This window comes from Paenibacillus chitinolyticus NBRC 15660, assembly GCF_000739915.1.
Taxonomy (GTDB): Bacteria; Bacillota; Bacilli; order Paenibacillales; family NBRC-103111; genus Paenibacillus_F; species Paenibacillus_F chitinolyticus.
The window spans coordinates 98,319-117,387 of sequence record NZ_BBJT01000013.1 but is presented as its reverse complement, the minus strand read 5'-3'; the positions used below and the strand labels follow the sequence as shown (position 1 = coordinate 117,387).

Sequence of the window (19,069 nt, the reverse complement as noted above, 5' to 3'; positions counted from 1 at the left end):
TGGAAACGGGATTTCTTTGTTCGTTTATATGCCAGTTCATGGCAGATGAGGAGGGAATTGACCCTTGTAATGTCCAGGGAAAGGGAAAGAGTGGTTCGGCGTCGGCAGGGGCTTGTGCTATAATGGCCCAAAAGCGGAGGAGGCGTTCACGATATGGGAGAAGATTTGCGTTATCCGATCGGAACTTTTACTTACGAGGGTGAGATTTCCCCGGAACAAATTCAGGACTGGCTCGAAGAACTTGCGGCCGCTCCTTCTCGGCTGCGCAGGGCCGTTGCCGGGCTGACCGAGGAGCAGCTCGATACGCCGTACCGCCCCGACGGCTGGACCGTTCGCCAGGTTATCCACCATGTGGCGGACAGCCATATGAACAGCTATGTCCGCTTCAAGCTGGGCGCGACGGAGAATGAGCCTGTCATTAAGCCCTATGAAGAGCAGTTGTGGGCGGAACTCGAAGACGGGAAGACGGCTCCGCCGGAGATTTCGCTGGCGCTGCTGGACGCGCTGCACGACCGTTGGGTGCGGTGGCTCCGGACTCTGGATGAAGCGGGCTGGGCCCGGACGTTCCTGCATCCGGTGAACGGGCCGACTACATTGGCGCGCGGTCTCGGCTTGTATGTCTGGCACGGCAAGCATCACACCGCTCATGTCACTTCGCTCAGAGAGCGGATGAGCTGGCACTGACGGCGCGGCAGGCAAGCATAGGCCGGTTCCTTTTTTAATAGGAAAAAATTGCGGGTCCCCGCACAGTCAAGAAAACGACACATTCATCAAAGAATTTGTACAAACCCGGGCGCGGCCTGCATAAACAAGCCCCGGAAGCGGCGTGAAAATCCCTGCCGCTCCGGGGCTTGTTTGATTTTTAAGCCGGTACGTACTAAAATGTTCCAATTGGGATGCCGGCCGAAGGCTTGTTATATAAGGATTTGAGGACGGATCGCCTCCAAATAGATTACATATGATTCCAATCCCCAGGCTGCGAGTTCAGAGACGTTCCGGTCGGAACTTTAATCTCTGCTTCTGATCACGAGGAGAAGTCCCGAGCGGATGGAGATCGTCCCTTGCCCGGCTTGAAGCACATTGCTGATTCCGAGCGACTGTCCGATCTGAAGAGTTGCATTTTCCAGCGGATACTGAAAGCCGGACAGCGTAATGCCGGTTACTTCCGTCGTTAAGGGAAGAAGAGAAACCTGCGCATAAGGCCCGGCTGTAATCACGATGCGGTCCCGTACCAGCTCGATATCGTTGTGATCGTCGATGATGCGGGAACGGATTCCGGCCTCCGCTCCTTTGCGGAGCAGGTGGATATTCGCCAGGGTATGATCGAGACGGGTGCCCAGCGCGCCGAGAAGAATGATTTCCGACGGGCTGCGCTCAAGCGCCCAAGTATAAGCCAGCTCCGTATCCGTCCAGTTCTTGTCCACGGGATCGCAGGCTGTGAATTCTTCGCTGCCGCTGCGGATTTCGGCCAGTTCCTCCGGTGTGACGGAATCGAAATCCCCGAGCGACAGCCGGGGGCGGTAACCGCTGCGGACCAGATGGAGAGCGCCGCGGTCGGCTCCGACGAGTAGATCCGTCCCGGGATTCAGCGTATTCAGATGCTCTTCCGCCCAAGGGCCGAATGCTCCCCCGGTGACAATAAAAATCCGCTGCTGCGTAAGCGTCATAACGGCACAACGGCTCCTTCCGTTCTTTGAAATGGAAGTTTCATTATACCACAGGGGCCGATAACCGGAAACGAACGTGAAGCACGTGAAGCATATAAGGAAACAGCGGCGAGGCGGCAAAATTCCGCAGGCACGCGCACCCTGGCCGTACGTACCGGCAAAGCATGGCGGACGGGGACGGCCTGCGGCAGCCCTAGGCTCAAACGGAGCGGCAGCCGAATCTTCCGGTCCGGCTTAATCCAGCAGGGCAGCGCGGACGCGGAAGCTTGCGACCTATTTTACCTTGGCCCGTATTGGGTAGAGGTGCGTAAAAAAAACGGGCCCGGAGGCCCGCTGTTCGGCAATTACCGGTCGCCGGTTTTGGCATGTTGACGAGGCGGCGTATTTTCTGTCTGCTGGTGATCGATTTCCGCTTCGTTCAGGGAGAAGCCTTTCATCTCCCAGGTCGTTTCGCCCAATACAAGATCGGCGGGGAACTTATCGCCCCGTTTCAGCGTGACTTCCCGGCCGGCTTCATCCGCATATATGCCGTCCGTTTCAACCGTTTCGTGGCTCATAGGGTCCATGGTTTTGTCGTTGGACATGACTCACCCTCCTTTCTCTTCATATAATATGGTCCTTATTTCGACAAAAAAATTCGGGAGAATCCTAATCTTTTGCGCATAAAATGTCGATAATTGTTGAAAATCATAAAAATTTGATAGGGGGACAGGAAACTGTCCTTCCGAATCGAAAAGTAGGTAAAAGAACCATATCTACTTACAGAAAAACCAAGAATTGTCGAAAACTAGGCAATTGAGGTTGGCAAGAGGGTAGAACATGACTAAGTTCATTCAAGCTATTGCATTAGGGCTCGTATTTACGGCTCTTTTCTTATTCATCGGAGTGAAAGACGTCCGGGCCGAAACTTCCCTGCCTATGCGTGTGAATGCCCCGCCTGTCCTGCTGGAGAACTGGGAGTACTGCTGGTCGGAGGAAGAGGGGGCCGGACGAACGGAAGGGCCGCCGCACAGCAGCGGAGATTGGAAAGCGGCCGATCAACTGCTGAATCCGCAGGACCGGATGGGCCGGAGCCATTTGTGGCTGCGGGTACCGCTCCCTCCTAATAAAGCGGCTGATCCGGGCCTGCTTATCCGCGCTTTCGACAACGTCGAAGTGTATACGGAACAAGGGCTTGCCTACCGCTTCGGGGATTGGCAGGAAGGGCGGAAATACCGCTACTACGGAACGCCCAGAAGAATTGTCCCGCTGCCGGAAAATACGCAGGGGATGCTGTATGTTCATCTTCAGTCGGAGTCGCGGAATATCGGGATAGAGGACGGGGCCATGTACGGCTCCGAAAGCGGTTTTATCAAGCGGATGGTCCGGCAGGAGTTTTTCCGGGCCGTGCTGGGGGTTAGCTACATACTGGCCGGAATCATGGCCTTTTGTGTTTTTCTCGGTTTGCGCAGCCACAAAGTTTTTCTCGATTTCAGCTTATTTTCCATTTGTTTCGGCATTTACAGCATCTGCCGCTCGTCGGTCGTTTATCTCGTTTTCGACCACCCGGCCATATTGACCTATGCGGAGCTGATCGCCCTGTTCGGAGGCGTAATCGGCATCCTGATGTTTGTGGAGCATTTACTCGGCTCCGGCAGGGGCGCATACATAAGAAGAGCCTGGCAGCTGCATCTTGCATACAGCACGGGGACCCTGCTTTTGCACGCATGCCGCGTCGTCTCCGTCGTGGAAATCGTCGATTGGTACCAGCTGCTGCTGGTTCTAAGCATGCCGCTTGTGATCGTCCGGGCGGCGGTCTGCGCGATGAAGGGAAACCGGGGGGCGAAACTGCTTCTGGTCGGGATCGGGGTCATCTGCCTGACCGGCCTGATCGATATTTTCCAGAACCGGCTGAACATTATCATCCAGTTTTCGCCTATGACGTATCTGGGGGTCTCGGTCTTTATCCTGCTGCTGGTCGTGCTGCTCATCCGCCAGTTTGCGGATATTATGCTCCAGCTCAAACGCTCGGAGAAACTTTCGCTCGTCGGTCAGATGTCCGCGGGAATGGCTCACGAACTCCGCAATCCGTTGACGATTATCTCCGGTTTTCTGCAGCTTTCGCGGAAGCAGGCGCCGGATGCGCCTTATCTGGCCATGATGAGTTCCGAAGTAAACCGGATGAACGAGATCATCGACGATTTTCTGCTGCTGTCCAAGCCTGTAAACAGCCGTTTCGACCGGCACGAAGTGCTACCTCTGCTCAGGGAAACGCTCCAGCTTTTCGATAACCAGCGCAAAGAGGCGGGGGTGAGCGCCATTCTTGAGGAGGAAGGCGCGATTCCGAAGATAGACTGCGATCCGAACCAGCTTAAGCAGGTCTTCATTAATATGGTGAAAAATGCGATCGAAGCGATGCCGGAAGGCGGTCTGCTGCACATTACGGTGTCCGCGCTGCCCAAGAACAAGGTGGGAATCCGTTTCGCCGATCAGGGAAAAGGAATCGAGCCCGGCCACCTTACGCGGATCGGCGAACCGTTCTTTACGACGAAAGAAAACGGGACGGGGCTGGGTCTCATGGTCAGCAATAAAATTATCGAGAACCATGCGGGCATCCTGCGGGTTTCCAGCCGATTGGGTCTCGGGACGACCATTGATATCATACTGCCTGTCCATATCAAAACGGCGTAACCTTCGGGTTACGCCGTTTTTTGGTGCCGTGGTGCAGGCCGCACCGCTTTGGCGTACCGCCGTGAGCACCTTTCCGTCGTGCCGTGCCCTGAGTTAACGTACCGGCGTCCGATCAGACGGGACTTCCGTTGAATTTGTAACCGACTCCGCGCACGGTAATGATATACCGGGGGTCCGACGGGTTCGGTTCGATTTTTTTGCGGAGGTTGCTGATGTGAACGATGAGAGTCCGGGGATCGCCGAAGCTCTCCAGGCTCCAGACCTGCTCGAAAAGCTGCTCAATCCGGTAGACGCGGTTCGGATTTTGCGCCAGCAGGCTGAGCAGATCGAATTCTTTGGCGGACAAGGCGATAGGCCGCTCCTGAACCTTCACGATATGACTGTGCAGATCAATCTCCAGATCGGGAAATTTCAGCACGTGCTGGTCCGCAAGATTGCGGGATGAAGAGCATCTCCGAAGCAGCGCTTTCACGCGGGCGACAAGTTGTGCGGGGCTGAACGGCTTCGTGACGTAGTCGTCTCCTCCTATGCTCAGCCCGAGAATGATGTCGATGTCTTCGCTCTTCGCCGACAGGAAAATAACCGGGATGTCGCTTGTTTTCCGCAGTTGGCGGCACAGTTCGATACCGTCCATGCCGGGAAGCAGAATGTCCAAAAGAATAAGGTCGGGACGTTGTTCCGTGATCAGTTGAAGCACATGATCCCCGTGATCGGCGGTAATGACTTCGAAGCCGTCGCGCCGTAAATACAAGGAAACAATCTCCAAAATATGGTGATCATCGTCGACAACAAGAATTTTACTTGCCTGCATGAAGAAACCTCCTAGCTGCTGCCGGTGCTTAAAAAAGGAAAAAAACTCCAAGTGTAACTTGACAAGCCGTTACTTTTTTCCTAACAAAAAAGGTTTATACCCTACATTCTATCCTTTTTTTGCCTAAAATGAAAGGAAAAATCCTTGGTTTCGTAAATGACTAGGTACTATATATAGGCACTAAGCCCTATTTTCAAAAATCTTTATTCATAATGACATAGAATGGCATACTTATCAACAGGCTTATGAACATACAGACGCGGACGGGTTCCATCATGTATAGTAAAGAGGAAACGAAATGATGACTCCTGCTGCAACGGAAAGGAACGGATTCCCAAGTGAGAGAATCGCAATCACCGAAAACACCCAAAGAACCGCTTATATCGGCTGTTGTCCCTACATATAACCGCCCTTACGTATTGGGCGAGCTGCTGGAGACGCTGGCGGCGCAGAACTACCCGAACCTGGAAGTGCTGGTGGTGAACGATGCCGGCGTGTCCGTGGATTTTGTGGCGGAAGCCTTCCCGGAGCTAGCCGTCACGGTCATTAACCAGCCGGTCAATTTAAAGCATGTGCATGCCCGCAATGAGGCGCTCCGCCGCGCTCGCGGAGAGCTGATTCTGCTTTGCGACGACGACGATCTCTTGACGCCGGGGCATATCAGGCGCATGCTTGCCGCTCTCGAAGAGACCGGAGCGGACTTCGCCTATTCCGATGTGGAGCTGTTTGATTACCGGGTGGAAGGCCGCACGCGTATTCCGGTCAGCCGCCGGCTGTTCGCTTACGAGTTCGATCTCGCGGAGATGAGGAAATTCTCGACGTATGTCCCGTCAGGCACCTTGTACCGGAGGTGCATCCACGACACCCTGGGCGAGTACGACCCCGAGGTGCATCATTATTGGGACTGGGACTTTTTTCTCCGTACCGCCGGTTCTTATAAAATCGTCAGAGTTCCCGTCGCGAGCGTACTCTACGCTTTTTCGCTGAAAGGGGATAACGTTTCGGGAAACCGGCAGGAAGGGAACCCGTACCTCGGCAGGCTGTGTGCCAAACACGGTCTGGGTGAGCTGCCTTCGGAAAACTTTTTCACCCTGCTGGACAAACCGCACATGCGTCAAAGAGAAGCCTCGTCCACGATTATATGGGACGGCGAGCCGGTGGTCTCGCGTCTGGCGGAACAAGCCGAGTCTGTTTAACTGGAAGCATCCGTGTTATCCCCGTAAGGTGCGGATAACGGATGGACGGCACAGAAGCTTACTCAACCAAGCGCAACCTCTTAGAACAGAAGCCTTCTGCAGCCGCTGCTGCCCGGAAGGCTTTTTGTTGTCTGCTCTTGCCGGATATACGAAGAGACGGGAGGGAATCGGGCTGCCTGGGCTACCTGGACCTAAGACCAGGTACAAAAACCGTCGTGAGTCGGTTCTGATTCCCCCTCCCGACCGAGTAGAATAGTGACAAGAACAAGGTTAACGGAAAGGGTTGCGGACCATGAAAAAGAACGGACATAAAGTATTGATTCTCTCGGGAAGCTATGGAGACGGGCATAAACAGGCGGCGGAAGCGATTCGCCGCGAGATCGCTCAGAGGTATCCGGGAGCGGAGACGGTCCTGCTCGATTTTATGGAGTGGACGCATCCCTTCATGAATTCCATCGGGCGGTACATGTTTTTGAAAGGACTACAGACGTTCCCGTCGGCGTACGGATATGTATATAACAAAACGAGAGAAGCCAACCTTTTCTCGTACATTTTGAAGCAGTTCAACCGGTTCGGTTTAGGCCGCATGATGAAGCTGCTCCGTGAAGTGGAGCCGACGGTGGTCGTGTCCACCTTCCCTCCGGCTGCGGGAGCGATGTCCGCCGTCCGGGCTTACGGCCTGTACGACGTGCCTACGGCAACGGTCATAACGGACCATACGGACCACAGCTACTGGGTGTACCCGGAGACCGACAAGTACCTGGTCGGTTCCGACACCGTCAGGGATGGGCTGATCCAGGCGGGTGTGCCCGCAGGACGCATCGAGGTAACGGGCATCCCTATCCGTCCGGAATTCCAGGGCACCTACGAGAGTGCCCAGACACGCCGCCTGCTCGGACTCGACCCCGAGCTGCCGACGATCCTGTTCATGGGAGGAGGCTGCGGGATGATGGGCGGCGAGCTGGCGAGCAAGCTTGAAGCTTTCGAAGCGCTGCCGGTCCGGACGCAGCTGGTCGTCGTCTGCGGGAATAACGAGAAGCTCCGCGCGCAGATTACGGAGCTGGCGTCTCATTCCCGCCATCGGATTCTCGCTACCGGTTACGTGAACAACGTACACGAATGGATGGCCGCGGCGGATCTACTCGTCACGAAGCCGGGGGGCCTCACCATCTCGGAAGCGATGGCCATGAAGCTGCCGATCGTGATCTACAAGTCCCTTCCGGGACAGGAAGAGGACAATGCCCGTTTCCTTCTGCAGGCGGGAATCGCCGTGAAAGCGAAGAACATGAACGATTTGATCGGACAGTTGGGCATTCTGCTGAGAAGTCCGTCGCTGCTGTATACCATGCGGGAGAACCTGGGCAGAACGCGACGGTCCAACGCGTCGGCTGAAGCGGTGCGAATCGTGCTGGAAACCCGCAGCGAACGGCGTTATGCGGCGGCTTTACAAGAAATTTGGTAAAAGCGACAATAATGTTTACGCAAACTTCGTATAATAACCCTATTCCATAGCAGGAAGCGTGGTTATGCCCATGAACCCCGATGCGAAAATACTCATCCTCTATGCCAGTTACGGAGACGGCCATCTGCAAGTATCCCGGGCCCTGCGGCAGAGCTTTGAAACCCAAGGCGTCAGCAACGTAGAGCTTGTGGACTTGTTCGCACAGGCGCATCCCTGGTTCAATTCCTTCACCCGCTTCGTGTATCTGAAAACATCTTCCATTGGCCTTTACGGCCTCAGCTACTACCTGACGCAAGAAATGCGGGCGGACGCCCTGCTTTCCAGATGGCTTCACTCCCTGGGAGACCGCAAGCTCCGCCAAATGATCCGCGAACATCAGCCTGCGGCTGTGGTAAACACGTTCCCCCTCAAGGGGATGCCGGATTCGGGACCGCACAGCGGGGAGACGATTCCGACTTTCTCGATCGTGACGGATTACGATCTTCACTCCCGGTGGATTCACCCGGACGTACAGCATTATTTCGTTCCTTCGGAGGAACTGAAAACCCTGCTGGTCGCAAAGGGCGTACCGGCGGATAACATCAAAGTCAGCGGCATCCCGCTGCGTCCTTCCTTTCAGGCTGCAGGAGACGGGAACGCCGCGTTAACAAGCGGAGAGGCCGAGCAGGCGGCTCCCTTTGTGCTTATGATGGCGGGTGCGTACGGCGTGCTGAGGGGTCTGCGCGGGCTCTGCGCCAAGCTCCTCCGGGACGTTCCGGACGTGAGAATTGTTCTCGTATGCGGCCGCAATGAGCGCTTGAAGCGGTATTTTGAAACGGCTTTCGCCGGACAGGAGCGCGTGTGCGTGCACGGTTTTGTGGAGGACATCCACCGGCTGATGGCGGCTTCCGCCTGCATGATTACGAAAGCAGGCGGCGTTACTTTATCTGAGGCGCTTGCGCTGGATGTACCCGTTATCGTTTACCGCCCGTTTCTGGGCCAGGAGAAAGAAAACGCCGATTATTTCGTGAAAAAGGGCGCGGCGCTGGCCGCTTTTAACCCGGATGAGCTTGTCCGGCAGGTCGGACGTGTTATCCGCGGAGAATGGCCGCCGGAGTCTGCCCGCACGTCTGCCCGCAATCTGCACAAAAAAAATGCGGGCCAGACGATTGTCTCGCATATTCTAGAAGAGATCGGGCATCATCCTGCCCGCAGCAGCGAACAAGCGAGGTGAGAACGATGGATGAGAGCAAACAGCGCCGGCTTTCCGCCCGATTAATCGGGTACGCGTTCATTCTATTTGTCGTGGAATTCGTCCGGGGCGCTTACCTGCTCTCCTATTTGCCCGTATATGCGGCGAATGTACTTCATTATCCCGTGACGGTTGTCGGTCTGGCGATTTCCATTCACTATGTAGTCGATATGATTGTAAAAGGGCTGGCGGGGCTTCTTCTCGACCGGTTTCCCGCCCGGGTTATCGTCGGCGGAGGGATGTTCTTCTCTCTGATGGGGCTGCTTCTGCTGCAGGGACCGCACAACGTGTTTATTTTTCTCCTGTCGGCGGCTCTATTCGGAGTCGGAATTTCCCCGATCTGGCTCGTTTGTCTGAGCCGCATAACGGCCGAACAGCGCGCTTTTCAAATGGGGGTCCTGTATACCGTCTGGCTCACCGGACTCGGTGCCGGCCCCGTCGTTATCAATTTTGTGCTGGATTACAGTCTGTCGGTCACGTATTTTATCCTGCTCGGACTGTGGGGGCTGGGCTGCCTGCTTTCTATGGGAATGGGGGGCAGGGCCGAAGGGACGCGGAGGAAAACCGTCACGTGGAAAGTGCAGGCCGGCGTACTCAAAAAACAGCTCGGCGCAGCGAAACCGCTCCTGCCTCCGATGATGCTGCAAACTCTTGCGGCCGGTCTGCTCGTCCCTGTTCTTCCGGGGTTCGCCTCTGGAGTCATGGGCCTGCAGTATGCGGAATATTCCATGGTTCTGCTGGCCGGAGGGTTGTGCACGGTCATTTGTTTAATGCCGATGGGAAAGCTCTCCGACCGCTTTGGGCTCCGCGGATTTCTGATCCTCGGGTTTGCGTTTCTGGCGGCGGCCTTGTATGTCATGACGTTTATAAAAGAACTGGAGTTTGCGCTGCTGACGGCTGCGCTGCTTGGCGTTTCCTACGCCTGCGTGCTGCCGGCCTGGAATGCCCTGATGGCTCTCTACGTTCCCAAAGGGCACCAGGAGATGGGCTGGGGGACGCTTTCCAGTGTCGAAGGACTGGGTGCTTTTATAGGGCCGGTTCTCGGGGGCTGGCTGGCGGACCGGTACAGCGAGGTTTTCGTGATTGCATCAAGCGGGGTCCTGCTGGGAGCCATCGCTCTGTGGTACATACTGGTGCCGCTTCAACCTTCAGATAAGACAGACGGCAAAGCCGCCGTAAAGGGGGTGACGTACCGTGGTTGAAGGAATTATCTGGGTAGTCTTTATTTTCTATCTGATCTACACGCTTGTGCCTACCTTCCTGATCCGGCGCCTCGGATACGGCGTGTTTAAAAGCAGAAGCGACAGCCCGTGCGCCGCATTGACTTTTGACGACGGCCCCGATCCGCAGTATACGCCGCAGCTGCTGGATCTGCTTGCCCGAAAAGGCACGAGAGCCACTTTTTTCGTGCTGGGCGCCAAGGCGGAGCACTACCCGGATCTGATCCGGCGTATGCACGAGGAAGGGCATCTGGTCGGGCTGCACAACTATATGCACCATTCCAATGCTCTCATGACCCCCTGGAAGGTGCGCCGCACCTTGGAACATTCGGCAGACGTGATCGAACGCATTACCGGGATACGGCCGGTTCATTACCGTCCCCCGTGGGGCGTTTTCAACGTGTTCGATTTTCTGCTGATCCGCAAATTCCGTATCGTCTTGTGGTCCATGGCCGCTTTTGACTGGCGCAGCAGAGGGGGGACCGACAAGATCAAACGGAAGCTGATCGGCAAAGTGAAAGACGGCGCCGTCATTCTCCTGCACGACAGCGGCGACACACTGGGCGCGAACCCCGATGCGCCGGGCTATATGATCGAGGCACTCGCGGATGTGCTGGAGGATGCCCGCCGGCGGGGCATCCGTTTTGCGCGTATTGACGAGCATCTTCCGGGCCGGAGGCTTCCCGAGCGGCTCGTCCGCCGCAGCGCCGAGAAGCGGACCGCCCTGCCGGCAGCGTCCTCGCCGCGCGATCGGGCATCGCAGGCTGCTGGCGGAGCGGCGGCTGCCGCGCATGGCCCCCGGTCCGCAGACCGAGCGGCTGCGACCGCACGGGACCCGCAGGCTGCCGTGCCCGGCCCGCGGACCACGGGTGAGGCCGTGAGCGCGCAGCTCCCGCAGCCCGTGATGGAAGCGGCGCCCGCCCGTGAAGCGCCGCAAAGCGAGCCACAGCCCCCGGGGAAGCACCGGGGTTTGGCCCTGCGCGCTTGGATGCTGTGGGAGCGGCTGTTTCACCGGCTGTACCGGATTCAGCCCGGAGATTCCGAGCACCGCTTCCTCCACTACCGCATCCGGGCGTACCACGGGCAGGAGCTGGTTCTCGAGGACGGGGAGATCATCCGCCCGGGCGACAAGGTGGCGGAGCTTCATCTCGACAACGAATGGCTGCGCCAGGCCGGATCGCAAAACTCCTCCATGATGAAGCTGGCCGTGCAGATGATCCGGGCCATGGACAAATCCATGCCCAGACTGGCCCACCGCCTGCTGACGGACCCGACCCTTGCCGATCTTAAGGGCGTGTACGGCATTTCCATGATCCACCGCGGCACCAAGCAGTTCGGATTTACCGTTCTGCCGCTGCATAACCGCCTGTGGCGCTGGTCCTCGACACTGTACCTGCGTGTTCTGCTCGGGATGCTTCATCCCGGTGGATTCGGACGCCTGCAGGAGAACACGGCCCGGCTGAATCCGCGCATTATCGCGATGTCGACCAGCCAGATGAAAAAACGTTATGCTCCCGGATTGAGCGCGGCAGAGCCTTCCTCCGGCGCTTATTACCCGGAGGAAGCTTACGGTGCCGTTCTTCAAGAGCTTCCGGACGGAGTGGCGGGAAAAGGCGGGTAATTCCGGGAGTCCGGGGATTGCCTGCCTGCTTTTGTTCCGGCAGCTTGATGTAAGCGCCTTTTTCTAGTAATCTGGAGGAATCAACAGGGCACGGAAGAGGTGCGGAAGTGAAGAACAGCGGCATAGAAGTGGTCAAGGTGCTGAATAACAATGTGATCATTGCGGCGCATCCCGACTATCGGGAAGTTGTGGTGATCGGCAAAGGCATCGGGTTTAACCGGAAGGCCAAAGATCGCATTCCTTCGGAAGCGGTCGAGAAGCTCTTCATTTTGACCAATGAAAAAGAAAAAGAACAATACCAGCAGCTGATTCCCCAAATCGACGAAAAGCTGATCGAGGTCATGAACGAGGTGATTTTGTATATCTCGGAGCATGCCGGGGCGCCGCTGAATGAACATATTCATATTGCCTTGACGGACCATATCGCGTTTGCGATTAAACGGCTGGAGCAGGGTATTGTGCTGCAGAATCCGTTCCTGCTCGAAACCCGCGAGCTCTATCCCAAGGAATACGCCATAGCGAGCTATGTCATCCGTACGATTAACGATAAAATGAACGTTCATCTGCCGCCGGCGGAGGTCGGTTTCGTAACGCTTCATATTCATGGCGCGATCACGAACCGGCCGGTATCGGAGGTCAATGAATACTCCCGCCTGATCGGCGAGCTCATTGGCCTGATCGAGCGGCAGATGCATATTACGATCGATCGCAGCACCATCGCTTATTCCCGGCTTCTGCGCCATCTCCGTTTTGCCATAGAACGGACGAAGCGCAAAGAAACGGTTCACGAGCCGGACAAGCTGGGCGAGCTGCTTAAGCAGCAGTATCCGGAGATTTACTCTATCGCCTGGACTTTGATGAAAGTCATGCAGCGCCGGCTGCGGCAGCCGGTTTACGAAGCGGAGGCGGTGTACCTGACCATGCACTTGATCCGCCTGATGCAGAAAGACGATTCCCTGGAGAAGGAAAAGCCTGCAGGGGACAGTTGATTCCCGGAGTGCCTGCATTTTTCGGGCAAAATCGTTCTTCCTAAAATACCGGAGTTATTAAAACGGGTTGGCGCGGCTGCGTGCGGCCTGTTTTTTTTGCGGTCCATTTTATTTGTGAAACAGTCTTGACCGATCTGGGCTATAGTGATAATATTTGTCTAATCCTATAAGAATAGTATGAAATAAAAACTCCAATTGAAACCTGCTGACTAGTCAACTAGAAGCGCCTGCGATCCGGATGCGAGATATCGTCCGTACGGCATGCGCTTTTTTTTATTTTTGTCCTAAAACGAAAGGGGATGCACGATGGGAAATCTGCTGCTCGAAGTCGGAAGGCTGAACAAGGCTTTTGAGACGAAGAAGGGGCTTGTCCATGCCTTGCACGATATCAATCTGGATATAAAAGAGGGCGAGTTTATAACCGTCATCGGCCCGAGCGGATGCGGAAAAAGCACATTGCTGAAAATCGTGGCGGGTCTGGATACCGATCACAACGGGAACGTCCGGCTCGGAGGCGAGGAAGTGACGGGGCCGGGCATTGATAAAGGGTTTATTTTTCAGGAACCGCGCCTGTTCCCGTGGCTGACGGTCGAGAAGAATATCGCGGCCGATCTCTCGCTCAAAGACCCGCAAGTACGCGCCAAGGTGGATAACCTTATTGAGCTAGTTAAGCTGCAGGGCTTCGAGAAGTCTTATCCGAGGGAGCTTTCGGGCGGGATGGCCCAGCGCGTTTCCATTGCCCGCGCCCTGCTCCGGAATCCGAAAATTTTGCTGCTGGATGAGCCCTTCGGGGCGCTGGATGCTTTTACAAGAGCGCATATGCAGGAGGTGCTGCTCGATATCTGGCAGGCCAACCGGACGACTATGGTGTTCGTCACGCACGACATTGATGAGGCGGTTTTCCTTGCGAACCGCGTCGTGATTCTCAAACCGCGCCCCGGCGCGATCCGGAATATCGTTCCGGTGGATCTGCCTTTTCCGAGGAAGAAATCGAGCACGTCGTTTCAGGAAATCCGCTACAAAATTTTAAACGAATTCGAGAAGCTGGATGAACTCGAGCTCGTTGAGAGCGCAGGAATTTGACGAAGGAGGGGATATCGTGAGCAAACCTTCAAATCTGCTGCAAGGTACAGGCGCGACTTTATTGGGTGCTTCTCCTGACTCTGTCCCGGCAGAACCGGCTCCCGCCGGCTCTTCCAAGCGGAGGCGGCGGCTGGAATCGTTCCTGCTGGGAGCGATCGTGCCTGCGGCCGCGCTCATTTTGTGGCAGGTGCTGGGTGACGCGGGCTATATCTCCCGGCTGCTTTTTCCGACACCATGGACCATCGCCAAATCGTTTCGCAGCCTGCTGGAATCCGGGGCGCTTGCGGAGAATGTGGGCATCAGCATGTTGAGGGCGGCCGCAGGTTTTGCGCTTGGAGGAGGACTCGGTCTTCTGCTGGGCATGCTGGTCGGATTTTTCCGCAGAACGGAAAAAGTGCTCGATCCCTCCGTGCAGATGATCCGGATGGTTCCCCATTTGGCGATCGCGCCCTTGTTTATTCTCTGGTTCGGATTCGGCGAGCCCTCGAAAGTGCTGCTGATTGCCAAAGGGGCCTTTTTCCCGCTTTATATCAATACCTTTCTGGGGATCAGGGGCGCGGACAAAAAATTGTTTGAAGTGACGAGGGTGCTGGGATTCAGCACGTACCAACAACTGGCGCGTCTTATTGTGCCGTCGGCGCTCCCGAATATTTTTCTCGGCCTAAGGGTTTCGCTCGGCATCGCCTGGCTCGGACTGGTCGTCGCCGAATTGATGGGGGCATCGTCCGGGCTCGGTTATCTGATGTCGGAAGCCCGGCAGTTTAACAAAACCGCCGTGGTGTATGTGGGCATTATCTTGTTTGCCGTGATCGGCAAGGCGGCGGATTCGGGGGTCCGGCTGCTGGAAAGGCGTCTTCTGCAATGGCAGGACAGCTATGGAGGCAAGTAAAAGGAGGGAGCGACTATGAACGGTGGCGGGGAAGCGCTTCGACGTCTCACCGGAACACATGAACAGCCGGGAAGCCTGCGCAAATACGGGCAAACGCTGTTGAAAGCCAAGACGGGCGATTTTGCCTTGGGTGCCGTTCTTCCGGTGCTTGTGCTCATTGTGTGGCAGGCGGCAGGCGACTTCGGCTGGATTTCGACGTTTTTTCTGCCGACTCCGCTGATGATCGGCGCAGCACTCAGAGAGCTGGCCATAAGCGGCGAGCTGACGGAGCATGTGGGAATTTCGCTGTGGCGGGCATTAACGGGCTTCCTGCTCGGGGGCAGTCTCGGCCTGCTGTTCGGTCTGTTGACCGGGTACTTCCGCAAAGCCGAGCAACTGCTCGATCCGACGCTGCAGATGATCCGTCTCGTTCCGCACTTGGCGGCGGCTCCGCTGATTATCCTCTGGTTCGGATTCGGAGAAACGTCCAAAACGCTCATTATCGCGAACGGTGCTTTCTTCCCGCTCTATGTTCACACCTACCTCGGCATACGGAGTGTGGAGAACAAATTGTTCGACGTAGCCAAGGTGCTGCGGTTCAGTCCGTACAAACAGCTGCTTCGGCTGATCATTCCCGCTTCTCTGCCGAACATCCTGCTCGGGCTGCGGCTTTCGCTGGCCGTCTCGTGGCTGGGGCTCGTCGTGGCGGAGCTGATCGGCTCCCAGTCGGGCATCGGCTTCCTGATCAACTTCGCGAAGCAGAACTCGGCGACGGAAATTATTTTCGTCGGGGTCATCCTGTTTGCGGTCGTCGGCAAGCTTGTGGATACGTTCGTCCGGCTGCTGGAGGCGAAGCTGCTGCGGTGGAGAGACAGTTTTGAAGGCTGATAAGTGCCGTTCGCGCTTAAAGCCGGGCGGGGCGAAAAGCATGACGGAGAGGATTTCTACATAAACAGAGGGGGGATAAGCATGACACATACGGCATACACGAAAAAATACACGCATCTCATCGGTTTTGTTCTGCTTCTGGCAGCGCTGGTCCTGCTGGCCTCGGCCTGCGGCCGGGCGGAGGCTGATTCGTCCGGGGGAGCGGGCCCGGGAGGCAAGGCGCCTTCCGTGCTGCGCGTGGGCTATATCGGCGCGAACAAACTGAACCTTCCGAGCGGCGCCGAAGGCTGGGGGTTCTACAAAGGCGGGGCGAAGGAGGAACTGAAAAAACTGGGAATCACGGACGTGCAGTTTGTCGGTTTTCCCAACGGCCCGGATTTGAGCGAATCGCTGATCAGCGGACGGATCGACATCGGCTCGCTGGGCGATACGCCGGCCATATTGGCCCGTTCCGCAGGAGCGCCGTCCAAAGTCATCACCCTGAATTCCTCCGGGAGCAATGCGTTTATTCTCGGGAAGAAGAACGGACCGACGACGCTGGCCGATCTGAAGGGCAAGAAAATTTCCGTGAAAAAAGGCTCCTATATGCACCGCTATCTGGCGGGTCTGCTCAAAGAGCAGGGCATTAAAGACGTACAGCTGATCCATCTGTTGGATGAAGACGCGGATGCCGCTCTGGTCAGAGGAGAGGTGGACGCTATCGCCACGACGGAAGTACGCGGGCTCAAAATGATCCCCCAAGGCTTTCCCGTTCTTGACGAAGCGGCCAAAGATCATCCTGCTCTCGTAGGCGCGGGGGTAACGGTGGTATCGGAGAGCTATTTGAAGAAAGTTCCGGATATCGCAAAAGTGTGGAATGACCTGAGGATTAAAGCGCTGGACGATCTGAAAACGCAGGAAGACGCTTATTATGCTTTTGTCGTCGAGAATACGGGAACTCCGCTGGATTTGGTTAAAAAAACGAGCGCCGTCTCCCGGATTCAGAGAGAGTCGTTCACGGACAGCGGCATTCAAGCTTTAAAGGCGACCAAAGATTTTCTGGTCCAGGATAAATTGGCCGATACGGATTTTAACGTCGATGACTGGCTGGTGAAATAAGCCGGTAAACCCGGTAAGCCGACCGGCGCAAAAACCGGCGGCGATAAAATAAGCGGCAGAACAGGGAGGGAGAACCATGAGTCAGAAACAGCCGCTTCAATTAACGGCCGATGTCCTGGTGATCGGCGGCGGACCCGCAGGCGCCTGGGCGGCATGGAGCGCGGCTTCCCGCGGTGCCAGGGTAGTCGTGGCCGACAAGGGCTTTCTCGGTTCCAGCGGGGCGACGGCGCCCGGAGGAACCAATCTGCTTTACTTGCCGCCCGATCCCGCTTTGAGGGAAGAAGCAGTTAGGAAGAGGATGAAGGGAGGCGGCTTCCTGTCCGAGCCTTCCTGGATTCACGGCGTGCTCGATCAGGTGTACGAAAGCCTGGAACTCGTGGAATCCTGGGGCTACCCGTTCCGTCGGGACGAGAACGGAGTGCCCATGAGGGACCACCTCCAGGGGCCGGAGTACATGAAGCTTATGCGCCGGGCCGTGATCAAGGCGGGGGCCCGCATCCTGGACCAGTCTCCGGCCTTGGAGCTTCTCGTCGACGAGCATGGCGTCGGCGGAGCCAGAGGCGTATCCCGGCTGGATGACCGGGAATGGGAAGTGCGGGCGGGCGCCGTCGTGATCGCCACGGGAGGCTGCGCCTTCCTGAGCAAGGGCCTCGGCTGCAACGTCCTGACCGGCGACGGCCTGCTGATGGCCGCCGAGCTCGGCGTGGAGCTCTCCGGCATGGAGTTCAGCCGCCAGTACGCGCCGAGCGCGGCCTTCGCCACGAACACGCGGGGGCGTCTGCTGAACTGGGCGACCTTCTATGCCGAGGACGGCACAGCGCTGCATTCGGAGGGGCCACGACCGCACGATTTCCTGCCGAAGATGCTGAGCAAAGGGCCCGTGTACGCCGTCATGGACAAGGCGGACACCCCGGAGAAGCGGGCGATCCTGCGCAGCTCGCACGCAATCTTCTTCCTGCCGCTCGACCGGGCCGGCATCGACCCGTTCACGCAGCCGTTCCCGCTGACCCTCCGGTACGAGGGAACCGTGCGGGGAACGGGCGGCATCCGGCTCGTCGGCGAAGACTGCTCGACGACCGTGGCCGGGCTCTATGCCGCCGGCGATGCGGCCACCCGTGAGAGAGTCACGGGCGCTCAATCTGGAGGCGGCGCTTTCAACGCCTCGTGGGCGATCTCGTCCGGCACCTGGTCCGGCAGAGCCGCGGCGAGGTATGCGCTGGCCCTGGGCGGCCGGGCCGGGCAGCGCAGTCTCCGCCCGGCAGGCGGCGCCGGGCTCGCAGGGGCGCGGGGGACATCCGCAATGACGGATGTCCCCGGGATTATCGGGGCCGTCCAGCGGGAAGTGTTTCCGCTGGAGATCAACTACTTCCGGAGCGAGCCCGTGCTCCGGGAGTCTCTTCAAAGGCTGCACGGACTGTGGCCCCTCGTTCAGGGCGGTATCCCCGGCGGCGATGCGAGGGAGCGCGTCCGTGCCCGAGAAGCGGCCGCCATGGTGGCGGCGGCCCGCTGGATCCATACCGCCGGACTGGCGAGGCGGGAAACCCGCGGCATGCACACGCTCGCGGAATACCCGCATACCGATCCGGCCTACGGGCGCCGTCTGCTCGTATCGGGGCTGGACGACATCCACGTCAAGTTCGAGGGAGGCGGGGAAGTCCCGCCCCGTCCGGACCCTGCCGCGGCGGCGCATCTCGGGCTGCCGCGGCAGCGGGGACATGAACCGCTTCAGCCGACCGGCGGAGATGCCGTGCGGAAGGAGGTGACGCCGGTATGATCGAGCTGGTCAGTACCGCCCGCTGCGTAGGCTGCAGCATGTGCGTCAAGGTGTGCCCCACGAACGTGTTCGACGAAGGACCGGACCGGATACCGGTTATCGCCCGGCAGAACGACTGTCAGACCTGCTTTATCTGCGAGGTTTACTGCCCGGTCGACGCGCTTTACGTGTCCCCATATGGCGACGAGGCAGAAATCGTCGATGAGCGGGAGCTTGCGGAATCCGGCGTGCTCGGGAGCTGGAGAGAGAAGATCGGCTGGGGACCGGGGCGCGTCAAGCTTGCCAAGCTGGATACGACCCCGTTTATCGACCGGGTGCTTCCCCTGCAGCCACCTCTGGATGAGGAGGAGACGGCGTTTATTCTGACTCCGGACTATCCTCGGAAACCGGCCGGGTAGGCGTGTGCCGCCCGAATCCGCCGAGCCGTCTTAGGGCAGTTCTCGGACAGACGATCTTACCGATCTTACCGATCTTACCGACCTGACCGATCC

Annotated in this window: 17 protein-coding genes; 14 read left to right on the top strand and 3 right to left on the bottom strand. The window is 57.5% G+C overall.

The annotated features are described in order from the left end of the window. Positions 1-153: 153 nt before the first annotated feature. Positions 154-684, top strand: a complete 531-nt coding sequence (locus PCH01S_RS24725; RefSeq protein ID WP_042234177.1) for a YfiT family bacillithiol transferase — start codon at positions 154-156, stop codon at positions 682-684. A 323-nt stretch (positions 685-1,007) separates the two neighbouring features. Here the strand turns inward: PCH01S_RS24725 and PCH01S_RS24720 are convergent, their stop codons facing one another. Further along, complete coding sequence (locus PCH01S_RS24720) at positions 1,008-1,667, bottom strand: thiamine diphosphokinase (RefSeq protein WP_042234176.1); 660 nt, start codon at positions 1,665-1,667, stop codon at positions 1,008-1,010. 344 nt (positions 1,668-2,011) lie between these two features. Further along, positions 2,012-2,251 (bottom strand): hypothetical protein, encoded by a 240-nt coding sequence (locus PCH01S_RS24715; RefSeq protein ID WP_042234174.1) that lies wholly within the window; start codon positions 2,249-2,251, stop codon positions 2,012-2,014. Between the two features lie 235 nt (positions 2,252-2,486). Here PCH01S_RS24715 and PCH01S_RS24710 point away from each other — a divergent pair, with 235 nt between their 5' ends. Further along, positions 2,487-4,337 (top strand): ATP-binding protein, encoded by a 1,851-nt coding sequence (locus PCH01S_RS24710; protein WP_042234172.1) that lies wholly within the window; start codon positions 2,487-2,489, stop codon positions 4,335-4,337. Positions 4,338-4,449: 112 nt separating this feature from the next. Here PCH01S_RS24710 and PCH01S_RS24705 read toward each other — a convergent pair whose 3' ends face one another. Then, entirely contained in the window at positions 4,450-5,148 is a 699-nt protein-coding gene (locus tag PCH01S_RS24705; protein WP_042234170.1) for a response regulator transcription factor, read from the bottom strand. Positions 5,149-5,486: 338 nt separating this feature from the next. Here PCH01S_RS24705 and PCH01S_RS24700 point away from each other — a divergent pair, with 338 nt between their 5' ends. The 12 genes from PCH01S_RS24700 to PCH01S_RS24640 all read left to right on the top strand — a co-directional run bounded on the left by PCH01S_RS24700 (position 5,487) and on the right by PCH01S_RS24640 (position 18,976). Beyond that, positions 5,487-6,344: a glycosyltransferase family 2 protein gene (locus PCH01S_RS24700; RefSeq protein ID WP_042234168.1), complete on the top strand. Its 858-nt coding sequence runs from the start codon at positions 5,487-5,489 to the stop codon at positions 6,342-6,344. A gap of 292 nt (positions 6,345-6,636) precedes the next feature. Further along, positions 6,637-7,806 carry an MGDG synthase family glycosyltransferase gene (locus PCH01S_RS24695; RefSeq protein WP_042234166.1) on the top strand — a complete coding sequence of 390 codons (1,170 nt, stop codon included), beginning with the start codon at positions 6,637-6,639 and terminating at the stop codon, positions 7,804-7,806. A gap of 64 nt (positions 7,807-7,870) precedes the next feature. Beyond that, the gene (locus PCH01S_RS24690; RefSeq protein WP_053228782.1) at positions 7,871-9,019 is read left to right on the top strand and encodes an MGDG synthase family glycosyltransferase; all 1,149 of its coding nucleotides are present in this window, start codon (positions 7,871-7,873) and stop codon (positions 9,017-9,019) included. 5 nt (positions 9,020-9,024) lie between these two features. After that, positions 9,025-10,239 (top strand): MFS transporter, encoded by a 1,215-nt coding sequence (locus PCH01S_RS24685; protein WP_042234165.1) that lies wholly within the window; start codon positions 9,025-9,027, stop codon positions 10,237-10,239. Then, positions 10,232-11,878, top strand: a complete 1,647-nt coding sequence (locus PCH01S_RS30675) for a polysaccharide deacetylase family protein (protein ID WP_241688791.1) — start codon at positions 10,232-10,234, stop codon at positions 11,876-11,878. Before PCH01S_RS24685 ends, PCH01S_RS30675 begins: the two co-directional genes overlap by 8 nt. A 107-nt stretch (positions 11,879-11,985) precedes the next feature. Then, on the top strand, positions 11,986-12,867 hold the full coding sequence (glcT, locus tag PCH01S_RS24670) for a glucose PTS transporter transcription antiterminator GlcT (protein ID WP_174446849.1): 882 nt from the start codon (positions 11,986-11,988) through the stop codon (positions 12,865-12,867). 306 nt (positions 12,868-13,173) lie between these two features. After that, positions 13,174-13,950: an ABC transporter ATP-binding protein gene (locus tag PCH01S_RS24665; RefSeq protein WP_042234161.1), complete on the top strand. Its 777-nt coding sequence runs from the start codon at positions 13,174-13,176 to the stop codon at positions 13,948-13,950. A 16-nt stretch (positions 13,951-13,966) separates the two neighbouring features. Next, the gene (locus tag PCH01S_RS24660; RefSeq protein WP_042234158.1) at positions 13,967-14,839 is read left to right on the top strand and encodes an ABC transporter permease; all 873 of its coding nucleotides are present in this window, start codon (positions 13,967-13,969) and stop codon (positions 14,837-14,839) included. A 15-nt stretch (positions 14,840-14,854) separates the two neighbouring features. After that, positions 14,855-15,706, top strand: a complete 852-nt coding sequence (locus PCH01S_RS24655; RefSeq protein ID WP_042234157.1) for an ABC transporter permease — start codon at positions 14,855-14,857, stop codon at positions 15,704-15,706. An 81-nt stretch (positions 15,707-15,787) separates the two neighbouring features. Continuing rightward, a complete protein-coding gene (locus PCH01S_RS24650) occupies positions 15,788-16,804 on the top strand; it encodes an ABC transporter substrate-binding protein (RefSeq protein WP_042234220.1) in 1,017 nt (338 codons plus the stop codon). A gap of 76 nt (positions 16,805-16,880) precedes the next feature. Next, on the top strand, positions 16,881-18,578 hold the full coding sequence (locus tag PCH01S_RS24645) for an FAD-dependent oxidoreductase (RefSeq protein ID WP_042234155.1): 1,698 nt from the start codon (positions 16,881-16,883) through the stop codon (positions 18,576-18,578). Beyond that, positions 18,575-18,976, top strand: coding sequence for a 4Fe-4S dicluster domain-containing protein (locus PCH01S_RS24640; protein ID WP_042234153.1), 402 nt, complete (start codon positions 18,575-18,577; stop codon positions 18,974-18,976). The genes PCH01S_RS24645 and PCH01S_RS24640 overlap by 4 nt, the downstream gene beginning before the upstream one ends. The last annotated feature ends 93 nt before the right edge of the window (positions 18,977-19,069 follow it).